Origin of the sequence: Streptomyces sp. NBC_00252, from assembly GCF_036187565.1 — a bacterium.
In the GTDB taxonomy this organism is placed as follows: Bacteria; Actinomycetota; Actinomycetes; order Streptomycetales; family Streptomycetaceae; genus Streptomyces.
Map to the genome: position 1 here is coordinate 1,811,711 of NZ_CP108087.1, position 12,657 is coordinate 1,824,367.

General features: G+C 71.2%; 8 protein-coding genes. 7 read left to right on the forward strand and 1 reads right to left on the reverse strand.

What is annotated here, in order from left to right; translation table 11 throughout:
* The first annotated feature begins 35 nt into the window (after positions 1–35).
* From OHT77_RS07935 to OHT77_RS07960, 6 genes are all read left to right on the forward strand, one after another.
* Positions 36–1,568: a beta-N-acetylhexosaminidase gene (locus OHT77_RS07935; protein WP_328827326.1), complete on the forward strand. Its 1,533-nt coding sequence runs from the start codon at positions 36–38 to the stop codon at positions 1,566–1,568.
* Positions 1,569–1,668: 100 nt separating this feature from the next.
* Entirely contained in the window at positions 1,669–3,096 is a 1,428-nt protein-coding gene (locus OHT77_RS07940; protein ID WP_328827328.1) for a cellulose binding domain-containing protein, read from the forward strand.
* 76 nt (positions 3,097–3,172) lie between these two features.
* Positions 3,173–3,838: a response regulator transcription factor gene (locus tag OHT77_RS07945; protein WP_328827329.1), complete on the forward strand. Its 666-nt coding sequence runs from the start codon at positions 3,173–3,175 to the stop codon at positions 3,836–3,838.
* Positions 3,835–5,121: a sensor histidine kinase gene (locus tag OHT77_RS07950; RefSeq protein WP_328827331.1), complete on the forward strand. Its 1,287-nt coding sequence runs from the start codon at positions 3,835–3,837 to the stop codon at positions 5,119–5,121. Before OHT77_RS07945 ends, OHT77_RS07950 begins: the two co-directional genes overlap by 4 nt.
* A complete protein-coding gene (locus OHT77_RS07955; RefSeq protein WP_328827332.1) occupies positions 5,118–7,043 on the forward strand; it encodes a glycoside hydrolase family 9 protein in 1,926 nt (641 codons plus the stop codon). Before OHT77_RS07950 ends, OHT77_RS07955 begins: the two co-directional genes overlap by 4 nt.
* Positions 7,044–7,110: 67 nt before the next feature.
* Positions 7,111–7,446 carry a hypothetical protein gene (locus OHT77_RS07960; RefSeq protein WP_266766608.1) on the forward strand — a complete coding sequence of 112 codons (336 nt, stop codon included), beginning with the start codon at positions 7,111–7,113 and terminating at the stop codon, positions 7,444–7,446.
* Between the two features lie 54 nt (positions 7,447–7,500).
* On the opposite strand, the gene OHT77_RS07965 is transcribed toward OHT77_RS07960, so the two are convergent.
* Positions 7,501–10,383 carry an alpha-L-rhamnosidase-related protein gene (locus tag OHT77_RS07965; protein ID WP_328827334.1) on the reverse strand — a complete coding sequence of 961 codons (2,883 nt, stop codon included), beginning with the start codon at positions 10,381–10,383 and terminating at the stop codon, positions 7,501–7,503.
* A 397-nt stretch (positions 10,384–10,780) separates the two neighbouring features.
* Between OHT77_RS07965 and OHT77_RS07970 the strand changes: the two genes are divergently transcribed.
* Entirely contained in the window at positions 10,781–12,643 is a 1,863-nt protein-coding gene (locus tag OHT77_RS07970; RefSeq protein ID WP_328827335.1) for a glycoside hydrolase family 76 protein, read from the forward strand.
* Positions 12,644–12,657: the final 14 nt, after the last annotated feature.

Consider the following 12,657-nt stretch of genomic DNA (forward strand, 5'->3'; position numbering starts at 1 on the left):
CCACTCCCCCACACGCCCCCGTCCCGGAGACGCCCATGCCCGCACAGCGTTCCGTGCTCACCCTCGTCCCCCGTCCCACCAAGTCCACGGTCCGGCCGGGGCGGTTCACTCTCGACACCGGCACCGCCCTGCACATCGGCGCGGGCGCCGAACCGGCCGCCGACCTGCTGCGCACCCTGCTCGCCCCGGCCACCGGACTGCCCCTGCCCGCCTCCCCCGAGGGGCAGTTGACCCTCACCCTCGACCCCGGCCTGGCCGGCCTCGGCGGCGAGGGCTACGGCCTCACCGTCGCCCCGCACGCCGTACTCCTGCGCGCGGCGCACCTCACCGGCCTGCTGCGCGGCATCCAGACGATCCGTCAACTCCTGCCTGCACAAGCCCTGTCGGCGTCCCCGCAGCCCGACACCCGGTGGGAGCTGCCGTGCGTGGAGATCACCGACCTGCCCCGGCACCCGTGGCGCGGCGCGATGCTGGACGTGGCCCGGCACTTCCAGCCCGTCTCCTCTCTGCGCCGGTACGTCGACCTGCTGGCGCTGCACAAGATCGGCGTGTTCCACCTCCACCTCACCGACGACCAGGGCTGGCGCATGCCGGTCTCCGCCTACCCGAAGCTCACCGAGATCGGCGGCCATCGCGCCGAGTCCCAAATCGGCCCGGCCGGGAGCGACTTGTACGACGGCGTCCCGCACGAAGGCTCGTACACCCGGGCCGAACTCGCCGATCTGGTGAGCTACGCGGCGGATCGCGGTGTCACCGTCATGCCGGAGATAGAGATGCCCGGCCATGTACGGGCCGCCCTCGCCGCCTATCCCGAACTGGGCAACCACCCCGAGCGCACCCTCGACGTCTGGACCCGCTGGGGCGTGTGCGACACCGTCCTCGGCGTCCACGACGAGGTCCTAGACTTCTGCCGCACGGTCCTCGACGAGGTCATGGACGTCTTCCCCTCGCCGTACATCCACATCGGCGGCGAGGAGTGCCCCACCTCCGAGTGGACGCACAGTGCCGCAGCACGCGAACGGGCCCTGGCGCAGGGCCTGTCGACCCCGGCGGCACTGCAGGGCTGGTTCCTCGGGCGGATCGGCGACTTCCTCGTGCGGCACGGACGGCGGCCGGTCGGCTGGGCCGAGACCGGCGCCGAACTCCCCCTGGACTTCACGGTGATGACCTGGCGGGACCCGGCCCACACCCTGGCGGCGGCCCGTCGCGGCCAGCCCGTGGTGAGCACCTATCACCGGGCGACCTATCTCGACTACGCCCAGTCCGAGGACCCGGGCGAGCCCCCGGCCCAGCCCGGCGGCGTCGTCGATCTGCGCGCCGTGCACGACCACGATCCGGTGCCCGAGGACGCCGAACGCGGCGCCGCCGAGCGGGTGTTGGGGACCCAGGCACAGCTGTGGACCGAGTTCGTGAAGACGCCCGAGCGCATCGAGTACCTCACCTATCCCCGTCTGTGCGCCCTGGCCGACCGCGCCTGGAGCGGCGCGACCGACTGGGAGGACTTCCGCACCCGGCTCGACGCGCACACCGACCGGCTCGACGCGCTGGGCGTCGCGTACCGCCCCTGAGACACGCCCCTCCCCCTACGACCCCGACCCACCCCCCGCTCACGTACCGCCCCGCACCTGTCCGTTCCGGAATCACCCCACCTTCTGGAGAGGCCCCACCATGAGATACGCGAAGACCAGAGTGCGCGCCGCCGCGTCCGCCGCCGTCGCGGTGGCCCTGGGTGCCGCCGCGCTCACCGCCATGCCGTCCACCGCGAGCGCGGCGGGCGACGGGCTGAGCGTGCAGTACCGCACGAGCGCCACGGGAGCCACCGCCGACCAGTCGGAGCCGTGGTTCAAGGTGCGCAACACCGGCTCCAGCACAGTGCAGTTGGCGAACGTCAAGCTGCGCTACTACTTCAAGGCGGACTCGGCGAGCGCGAGTTACCGCTTCGCGTGTTCCTGGGCCGTCAAGGGCTGCGCCAACGTCACCGGCACCTTCGGCACGCTCGCCAACCCGACGGCCACGGCGGACCGTTACCTGGAGATCGGCTTCACCTCCGGCGCGGGCACCCTCGCGCCCGGCGCCGACACCGGTGACATGCAGCTGCGTTTCTACCAGTCGACGTGGCAGACGCTGACCCAGAGCGACGACTACTCCTTCGGCGCCTCGCAGACGTCGTACGCCGACTGGTCGAGGGTCACCGCGCAGCTGGCGGGCACCACCCTGTGGGGCCAGGCGCCCGCGGGCAACGACCCGACGGACCCGCCCACCGACCCGCCGACCGACCCCCCGGCCACCGGCGCCACGCTGTTCGACGACTTCAACTACAGCGGCTACAACGACCCGAAGATCTCGGCGCACGGCTGGAGTGTGCGCTCCAGCTCCGGCGGTCCCGGTGTCTCCGGTGCCACCTGGGCGCCCGAGAACGTCACGTTCGCCGGCAGCAGCGGCAACTCCGTGATGAACCTGGAGACGTCGACCGCCGGCACCGGTGAGAGCACCAAGCAGACCGAAGTCGTCACCAACTCACGGAAGTTCAAGAACGGCACCTACGCGGCCCGGGTCAAGTTCAACGACGCGCCCAAGTCGGGCCCGGACGGCGACCACCTCGTGCAGACGTTCTTCACCATCAACGACCTCACGGCCCCGATGGCGGACGACTACTCCGAGTACGACTTCGAGTACCTCCCCAACGGCGGCTGGGGCGAGACGTCGAACATCCTCTACACGACGTCCTGGGAGACCTACCAGGCCGACCCGTGGGTGGCCGTCAACCAGCACACCGAGGGCCGGCAGAGCTACAACGGCTGGCACGACCTGGTGCTGACCATCGACAACAACACCATCAAGTACTACATCGACGGCCAGCTCTTCGGCACCCATGACGCCGCGTACCTGCCGGAGCGGCCGATGTCGATCAACTTCAACCAGTGGCTGATCGACTTCGGCGGCCTGACCAGTTCCACCCCGCGGGCCTACGACGAGCAGGTCGACTACGTCCTGCACGTCAAGGACCAGGTCCTCACCCCGGCGCAGGTCGCCGCGAAGGTGACGGCGTACCGGGGTGCGGGCACCACGTTCGAGGACACCGTGCCCAGCAGTTGACCGCTCAGGGCGGCGGTCCGCGCACACGGCGCAGCGCCTCCGGGTGCGCGGACCGCCGTCGCCTAAGCTCCGGGCCATGCGCGTCATGGTCTTGGAGGACGACCCCGAGCTGGGGCCCGTCGTCGCCGCTCGGCTACGTGACGCGGGGTTCGCGGTGGACCTCGCGCGCACTCTGGCCGAGGCGGATCTCAAACTGTCCGTCCATCGCTACGACTGTGTGGTGGCCGACCGTTCGGTCCCGGACGGCGACTCCCTCGCGCTGCTCGCCGCACACCGGCGCGCGGGATCGGTGCTGCCCTTCCTGCTGCTGACGGCCTTGGACGCGGTGAGCGACCGGGTGGCCGGGTTCGAGCACGGCGCGGACGACTATCTGGTCAAGCCGTTCGCCTTCGCCGAACTGGTCGTCCGGGTAAGGGCGTTGTGCCGCAGGGAGCAGCCCGCGCGCCCGTCGGTCCTGCGCACCGGCGACCTGGAACTCGACCTCCCCCGACGCCGGGTGACCCGCGCCGGGGTGCTGCTCAGCCTCTCCGCGAAGGAGTTCGCGGTGCTCGAACTGCTCATGCTGCGCGCGGGCGAGGTGGTGACCCGCAGCGAGCTGATCGAGAGCTGCTGGGACGAGGCGAGCGAGCCGATGTCCAACGTGGTGGACGTCCTGATCGGGCAGGTGCGCAGACGGCTCGGTCCGCCCGACCCGATCGCGACCGTGCGCGGGGTCGGCTACCGCCTGGGCGGCGACGCGTGAACCGCACCGACACGTCACCCGCCGTGGCCCGGCTGCGGCGCACCCGGCGCCTGATGACCCTCCTGTTCGCCTCGACGACCGCCGCCTGTCTCGTCGTCCTCGCCGTGGTCGCGATCCGTATCGACTCCGCGTCCCGCCGCTCCGGCCTCGACCACGAGGTCGGCAGCCGTGCGGCCGGGCTGTCGCGGGCGGTCTGGTTCGACGCCGGCGTCCTGCACCTGGAGCCGCTGCGCGAGGACGAACTCGCCCAGGGCGCCCAGGTGTTGGCGGTTCTGCAGGCCGCGCCCGGGAAGACGCCGACGGTGCGGAACGTCGTACCCGGGCGGTCGTCGCTGCCCGACGCGGACAAGCTGGACGAGGTCTGGCACCGGGTCCTGAACGAGCAGGAAACGGTCCAGGTCAGCGCCTCCGCCGCCAAGGGCGGCCGGCTGCGGTGGGCGGCGGCGCCGGTCTGGGACGACGACCGGATCGGGGCGGCCGTCCTGGTGGGCACCGAGCTGGCGCGCAGCGAACACGACCACGACCTCCTCGTGCGCTGGCTCGCCCTCGGCTGCACGGCGCTGGTGTGCTGCGCGGCGGCCGTAGGGCATCTGCTGTCCGGTCGGGCCATGCGGCCCGCGCTGCGGGCGCTCGGGCAGCAGGAGCAGTTCCTGGCCGAGGCCGCGCACGAGCTGCGGACGCCGCTGGCGACGCTGCGGCTGGTGGTGGAGCGGAACGGGCCGTCCGACGAGGCGCTGCGGCTCGTGGACCGGTTGAGCCGGCTGGTCACCGGGCTGCTCGCGAGGGCGCGGCTGGAGTCGGGGGCGCAGCGGGTGGAGCTGGTGCCGTTGCGGCTCGACCAATTGGTGGAGACCACGGTCGAGGAGCTGCCGGACCACGAGAGCGTGACGGTGGCGGCGGAGCCGGTGGTGGTGCGCGGGGACCCGGATCTGCTGGCGCAGGCGGTGCGGAACCTGGTGGAGAACGCGCAGCGGCACGGCGGCCCGGCCGGTTCGCCGGTGGAGGTCGCTGTCACGCCGGGGCTTGTCACGGTCCGCGACCACGGGGACGGCGTACCGCTCGCGGACCGGGAGCGCGTGTTCGCGCGCGGGGTCACCGGGACCGGTCCGGGCACGGGCGCGGGCCTCGCCATCGTCCGGTGGGTAGCCGGTCTGCACCACGGCACCGCCCGCCTCACGGACGCACCCGGCGGCGGCCTGCTCGCCGAACTCCGCCTCCCCACGGACGCGCCCCCGGCGTCCTCATCGTCATCTCATGAAGGTCCCGGCACCGTGGGCGCATGAACGCATCGCGCAGACCGGCCCTGCTGGTCACCACCACCGCCGTGACCATCGGCGCCGTCCTCGTCGGCCTCAATGTCTACGGCGAGGCCACCACCCCGGCCGCGACGAACGTGGCCGTCCGCGTCGACCAGGTCGGCTATGTGCGCGGCGAGACGAAGCAGGCGTACGTGATGGGGCCCACGAAGGCGCTCGCGGGGGCGCGCTTCAAGGTCGTGGACGCGAAGGACAAGGTGGTCACGGCGGGCCGGCTCGGTGCCGTCACCGGTCACTGGAACGCGAAGTTCCCGTCCGTGCGGACCGTCGACCTCTCCGCGCTGGACAGGCCCGGCACCTACCGCATCGTGCTGTCCGGCAGCGCGGCCGGCCGCTCCCCCGCCTTCCGCATCGCCGACGCGGGCGCGCTGCTGACCCCGCTCGTCCGCGACAACGTCCGCTTCCTGCAGGCCCAGCGCGACGGCGCCGACGTGGTGTCCGGCGGGCTGTCCCACGGCCCGTCCCATCTCGCCGACGAGGACGCGACCGTCTACGCCGACCCGCACTACGACGAGGCGGGCGAGGAACTCCTCGACGAGCACCTGACCCCGACCGGCGTCAGGACCGACGTCTCGGGCGGCTGGTTCGACGCGGGCGACTTCCTCAAGTTCACCGGCACCACCTCCTACTCGACCGCCGAACTCCTGCTCGCCGAACGGGACTTGCCCGAGATGGACTCACTGTCCGCGGAGGCCGAGCACGGCCTGGAGTGGCTGGACAAGATGTGGGACGGCGACACCGAGACGCTGTACGCGCAGGTCGGCATCGGCGCGGGCAACGACGCCGTACGTACCGATCACGACGTGTGGCGGCTACCGGAGGCCGACGACCGGCTCGATGTGGAGCCCGGCGACCCGGACTACACGATCAAGCACCGGCCGGTGTTCCGCGCCAACAGGCCGGGCGAGCCGATCACGCCGAGTCTCGCGGGGCGGGTGGCCGCGGTGTTCGCCCTCGCCGCGCAGCGCACCGCCGACTCCGACCCGGACCGGGCGCGGGAGTGGCTGGACAAGGCCGCCGCCGTCCACGACCTCGCCGACACCGGCCACGACCCCGACAAGCCGCTCGTCACCGCCTTCCCGAGCGCCTTCTACCCGGAGGACTCCTGGCAGGACGACATGGAGTTCGCCGGTGCCGAACTCGCGCTGGCGGCACGGGCGTTGGGCGACGACCGGGAGGCCGGCTGGACCGGCGAGGCGGCCCACTGGGCCAAGGCCTACCTGGACTCCGACGTGAAGGGCACCCTCGACGTCGCGGACGTCAGCGCCCTCGCCCACGTCGACCTGACCACCGCCCTGGACGGCGCCCGCAGCCACGGAGTCGGGGCAGCGGACCTGAACAAGGACCTGCGGCGCCAGTTGGAGGACGGGGTCGACCGCGCCGAGCACGATCCGTTCGGGGCCGGTGCGGTCTACGACGACTTCGACGCCGTACCGCACACGTTCGGCCTGGTGGCCACCGCCCGCCTCTACGCCGAGGCCACCGGGGACACGCGCTACGACGCGTTCGCCGGACGGCAGCGGGGCTGGGCGCTCGGCGCCAACCCCTGGGGCACGAGCTTCATGATCGGCGCCGGTGAGGTCTACCCGCACTGCCCGGAACACCAGGTGGCCAACCTGCGGGGCAGCCTCGACGGGAAGGGCGCGATCCTGCGCGGCGCGGTGGTCAACGGCCCCAACGCGGCTGACGAACTGGCCGACTTGAACGGGTTCTCCACGATGAGGAAGTGCACCGCCGCCCCGCCGTCGGGAGCCTGGACCGACTTCGACGGCAAGGGCTCCCGGTACGTGGACGACGTGGGCGCCTGGCAGACGGTGGAGCCCTCGCTGGACTTCACCACGACGGCCCTGCTGGCCTTCGCCCTGACGGCGCGGGACGAGGGCGCGTAGCAGCCGACCCTCTGAGCCTCCTCAAGTCGCTTTGCACACACCGGGCACGACAGTCAGGCTGAGCCGCATGACAGGAATCACGGGACTGAGCAAGAAGAACACCTTCGTGTTGACCGTCCGGGACTCGGACGTGGTGGCGGCGGCCCTCCGCGAGGCTCTGGCCGGGGCGTCTCCCGAGGAGCGTCCCGGCCTGGAGCGCGCCGCCGCTCTCGTCGAGTCCAGCGCCGCCGCCAACGAGAGCCTGCTGCAGGCCCGTTGGGTCAGGTCCCGGCTGGCTGCCGTCGGCTTCACCGGGGACATCGCCTCGGTCACGGCGGTGCGGGCGCTGCGTCAGGCGGAGCCGAAGCTGAGCCTGTTGGCCGCTGTGCATCTGCAGAAGGAGGCAGTGGCCCATCCGGAGTGATCCGGCAGCCCCCGGCACGCGGGGAGTGGGAGGCTGCCGGATGCGAGTGACCGCTCAGGACGTGAGGTAGCAGGACTTGCTCACGCCGGGCAGCGGATCGGTCCCGAAGGCGGCCGTCGTGCAGGCGGCGCCGCCGGTGAACGCCTTGTAGAGGAAGCGGCCCCGGGCTCCGTAGGCGACGGTCTGCTGCCCGCTGAAGCCACAAGTGCCGCCTTCCGCCGAGCAGTTGGTGGCATAGCCGGCCGGGCCGCCGGTCGCGGTGTAACAGCTCTTCGACTCACCGTAGATGGGGTCGCCGAACGTGGCGTCGGTGCACGCGGTGTCCCCGGTGGCGGTGGCCGTGGCGAACGCCCCGTAGGCGCCGTACATCACCGGCTGTCCGGCCGCCGCCGCACACGTGCCGTTCTGGTCGGCGCACTTGGTCCAGCCTCCGGCCGGAGCGCCCGCGGGCGGCAGGTAGCAGTTCTTCGCCACACCGTCGACGGGATCGCCGAAGTGGGCGTTGGAGCAGGCGACGGAGCCGTTGGTGACCTGGTGGACGAAGTTGCCGTTGGCGCCGTAGGCGACGTCACGGTTGTAGCCGGGCACGGCGCACGTCCCGTTCTCGGCCGCGCAGGCGGTGTATCCCGGCGGGCCGCCCACGTCGGCGACGTAGCAGGACTTGACGAGGTTGGCCGCCGGGTCGCCGCCGAAGGAGTCGTTCGAGCAGGCGGTGCTGCCGGTCACCGTCTTGTAGGTGTAGGTCCCGGCGCCGTAGGCCACCGAGCGGGTGCCGCTGAAGGAGCAGGTGCCGCTCTCGCCCGCGCATCGGGTGTAGCCGGCGCGCAGGGCGCCGGTGCCGGGCTGGGTGGGCGCCGACGGGTTGCCGAGGCCGGTGGCGGAGACGGTGTAGCTGCCGGGGGCGACACCGGTGAGGTAGACGTAGGTGTCGTCCTGGCTGCCGCCGGTGATGCCCGAGGTCGGGGTGAAGGCGCCGTTCTTCCATACGACGGTGCCGTTCACGGTGACCGTGATGTCGCCGCCGAGCTTCGGGACGCCGATACGGCCGCTGCTGCCGGACGGGCTGGTGAGGGTGGCCGCGTAGGTGCCGGCCGACGGGTTGCGCGACCAGGACGCGTTGATGGCGCCCTGCGGCATGGTGATGCGGCCCTGGGCGCTGGTCAGGTCGCCGGGGTGCGGGACGAAGCGGTAGGCGCCGGTCGCCGACTCGGGCGCGGTGCCGAGCACGTCGAAGGTGAGCGTGGAGGTGGGCGCCGTGGACCAGCCGTGCGCGAGGCTCATGAACGAACCGCCGTACGCCAGGCCGCCGTCGGACTGGATGCCCTCCCAGAACGTGCTCTTGGTGCCGATGTCGCTGTCGAGCATGTGGCCCCAGGTGCGGCGGATCTGGTCCAGGGCGGTGAAGTCGTCGTTGGCGGTGAAGCGGGCGTTCAGCTCCATGCCGCCGGCGAACGGCGAGACGTTGCCGCCCCATTCGGGCGTGGTCGGGCCGTAGATGCCCCAGTTCCTGCCGAGCCCGGTGATGATGCTCTTCGACTTGGCGGTGGAGTCGCTCAACCCGTACCAGACGGCGAGGGAGTTGCCGTCCTGCGGGTACAGGCCGCTGCTCGGGTTGTCCTTGTACATGCCCTTGGAGGCGTCCCAGAGAAGGGAGTTGGCGGCGGTCCTGATCGCGGCGGCCTTGCTGTTCCAGCTCGCGGCGAGCGCGCTGTCGCCCTCCACCGCGGCGAGGGTGGCGCCGCCCTTGAGGGCGCCGTACAGCAGGGCGTTGGCGGAGATGTTCTCGCCGCCCTGGCCGACGCGAGCCCAGTCCTGGGTGCGGGTCACGTTGAGGAGGTTGTTGCCGTCGATCTTGTTGGTGATGAAGGCCATCCCGCGCTTGTAGTTGGACCATTCGGAGTCCAGCCACGACCGGTCGGCGGTGTACGTGTAGTACGTGGACGTCCCCAGCAGGGTCCACGTGTGGTAGGTGTCCGAGCCGGTGAGGTTGAACGGCGGCCCGGACCAAGGGATTTCACCCGCCGAGGACTGCGCGTTGTACATCGTGGTGAGCGCGTTGCGGGTCGAGGTGAGGTCGTTCGAGTACGCGTACTGCGTGGGGACGGCGATGCCCATGTCGCCGGGCCACACCGTGCGGTCGCGCTTCGCGCCGTCGACCAGGACGGAGTCGCCGACGCCGACGGTGGCGCTGTTGTCCCAGGCCGAGGAGGGCGGCGGCCAGGCGCGGCCCTGGTTGGAGGCGATGGTGTTCAACTGCACGGTGTAGGCCCCGGCGTACCAGATGCGGTTGAGCAGGTCGTCGCTGGAGGTGAAGTAGTTGGCGTAGTCCGCCGGGTTCGTCTTCCCCGGCGCCGCGGTGAAGTCGAGGCTGACGCCCTTGAGGTCCACCCAGCCCGAGCTGTCGAGGAAGACGGTCACGTAGCGGAAGCCGCCCCGGAGTTGCGCGGTCGGCACGGTGTACGTGCCGTTGGCGGCGGGTGTCGTGTAGAGGGCGCCGTCCTCGCCGTCGCGGCCGCTGCTGCGGTCGCTGTTGTTGCCGACGTAGAGGGAGGACTCGCTGAAGGCCAGGCCGACGCGTTGACCGGTTGAGCTGGTGCTGCCGAATGACAACGTTACCAACCCGCCGACTTCCTTCCCGAAGTCGAGCGTGACGGCCGACTGCGAGCCGGAGACCCGGGTCGCCTGGCCGTTGAGCACGTTCGTCGGGTTCGCCACGCTGCCGGAGGTGCGGTAGACGGCGGTCGGCTTGAGGGTACGGGAGGTCGGCGAGTAGTTCGCCGCGTCAAGTGCCGCCTTGGGGGCGGGCGTTGACGTCGCCGGCGCCGCCCCTGCGGACAGCGCGGGCGTCAGCGCCAGCGCGGCGGCCACCACCGCGGTGAGCCCAATGAGGCGTCCCGGTCCGGGCTTTCGGTTCAGCGGTGGTCGTCGACGGCGCATCAGTACCTCCCGGATCGGTGGGGAACCCGCTGTTCAACTCGCCTTACCAGATGGTGAATCGATTCAATACGATCGACCGCGGGAGCCTGGAGCGGGAGCGGCAACGGGGGTGCGAGATGACTCGCCGAAGTTCGCACCGATGATGGGCGCCCGAAAAGCAGGTGTCAACCCATCGCGTCGGCCCTCGACGACCACCTCAACTCCGCTGCAACAACCGGCCCTTGTTGGATTGACAGGGTCGCACCAAGCCGGTTCACTGCCTCGGAGACGGGTACAGGTTTGGACCATTGATCCAGTACTGAATCCATTCACGCCCGGCTCGCCCCGCTCCGAGCCGAGGGCCCGAGCCGCGCCCGCCGACCGGCGTCCCCCCATCGTGAAATCGAGGCGAGTTCCGGTGTCCCCACGTCGTTTCGACATCGTTGTCAGACCACGGTTCCTCAGCTTTCTCCTGACGGCCGCCCTCGCGTTCGTGGCTCTGGTCCCGATCGCGTCGCCGGCGTCCGCCGCCACCCAGGTGTGCGTCCTGGCCTGCGACACGCTGGACCCGTCGCAGGCACGGCAGGAAACGTTTCCCGTACCGGACAGGACGCTCAACGGCCGGGTCGTCCGGCTCCATGTGTCCGACGCGGACGACATGGCGTGGGCCAGCATCGACGGCGGCACGACCGGCGACGCGGTGTGGCTCGACCGGTCCTGGGACGGCGGCGCCACCTGGGACGGCCTGCTCGGCAAGGCGAGCATCCCGAGCACCTGGACCGGTACGAGGACGCTGATGTACAACATCACCGACCCGCGCAACCACAAGCGAGGCCTGGTCCGGGCCTGCGGAGACGCGGCCGGTGTCGGCTGCACGAACTGGGTCTACCCCACGGTCTGCGACACCGTCTGCGACGGCACCAGCGCGGCCCAGGCGGCGGGCGACGACCAGCCGATCCCCTCAACCACCTTGTACGGCCGGACGATTCGGCTGCACGTGGACCAGAAGAACTCCATGGCCTGGGGAAGCATCGACACCGGTGGCGCGGGTGACGAGATCTGGTTGGACCGTTCCTGGGACGGCGGCTCGTCCTGGCCCGACGGCTCCTCCCTCGGCCGTACGAGCACCCCGTCCGGGGCGACCACGACCCGCACCGCGATGTACGCGACCCGCGATCCGCGCGGCCTTCTCTACGGCGGAGCAGTCCGGGCCTGCGGCCGGGAGGCCAGCCACAACGAGGGCAGCTGCACCGCGTGGTACCGGCCCGCGCCGACCAGGCCGCGGGCTGCGGCGGACGCGCTGATGACGTCGTACGACCCCTACAACGGCTGGTGGCCCAGCAGTTGGTGGAACTCGGCGGCTACCCTCACCTCGGTGATCGACTTCGCGAAGACGACCGGGACGCACGACTACGACTGGATCATCGCCCGCACCTTCGACCGGAACAAGGGCGTCTTCCCGGCCGGGACGCGCAGTTCGGACGCGATCGAGGGCGACTTCATCAGCCGGGCGATCGACGACTCGGGGTGGTGGGCCATCGCGTGGATCGACGCCTACGACTACACGCACGACGCGCGGTACCTCAACGAGGCGGTCACCATCGCCACCTACGTCCAGCAGTACTGGGACACCGGCACCTGCGGCGGCGGTGTGTGGTGGGACCGCGAGCGGACCTACAAGAACGCGGTGACGAACGGGCAGTACCTGTGGCTGACCACCGCGCTGCACCAGCGGATCGCCGGTGACAAGGTGTGGTTGCAGCGGGCGAAGACGTCGGCCGCCTGGTACAAGGCCAGCGGGATGATCAACTCCTCGGGCCTGGTGAACGACGGACTGTCCTCGTCGTGCGCCAACAACGGTTCCACCGTGTGGAGTTACAACCAGGGCCTGGCCATCGGCGCCTTCACGGAGCTGTGGAGGACGACCGGCGACAGCTCGCTGCTCACCACGGCGCGCACGCTGGCGGACGCGGCGATCAGCAGTCCGACGCTGACGTCCGGCGGGGTGCTCACGGAGTCCTGCGATGTCGGTTCGGCGTCCTGCGACGACAACCAGAAGCAGTTCAAGGGCATCTTCATGCGGAACTTCGCCGACCTCGCGAAGGCGACCGGTTCCAGCACCTACCGGGCCTACATCCAGAAGCAGGCCGACACCCTGTGGGCGTCGGACCGGTCCACGCTCAACGCCCTCGGTGAACGCTGGGCGGGCACCAGCCCGAACCAGACCGACTGGCGCACGCAGGCCAGCGCTCTCGGGGCGCTCACGGCGGCCGCGGGCTGAGCTGCAGGGTGCGT

Coding starts and splice junctions, on each gene's coding strand:
- OHT77_RS07935 (WP_328827326.1), top strand. CDS start 36: ATGCCCGCACAGCGTTCCGTGCTCACCCTCGTCCCCCGTCCCACCAAG.
- OHT77_RS07940 (WP_328827328.1), top strand. CDS start 1,669: ATGAGATACGCGAAGACCAGAGTGCGCGCCGCCGCGTCCGCCGCCGTC.
- OHT77_RS07945 (WP_328827329.1), top strand. CDS start 3,173: ATGCGCGTCATGGTCTTGGAGGACGACCCCGAGCTGGGGCCCGTCGTC.
- OHT77_RS07955 (WP_328827332.1), top strand. CDS start 5,118: ATGAACGCATCGCGCAGACCGGCCCTGCTGGTCACCACCACCGCCGTG.
- OHT77_RS07960 (WP_266766608.1), top strand. CDS start 7,111: ATGACAGGAATCACGGGACTGAGCAAGAAGAACACCTTCGTGTTGACC.
- OHT77_RS07965 (WP_328827334.1), bottom strand. CDS start 10,383: ATGCGCCGTCGACGACCACCGCTGAACCGAAAGCCCGGACCGGGACGC.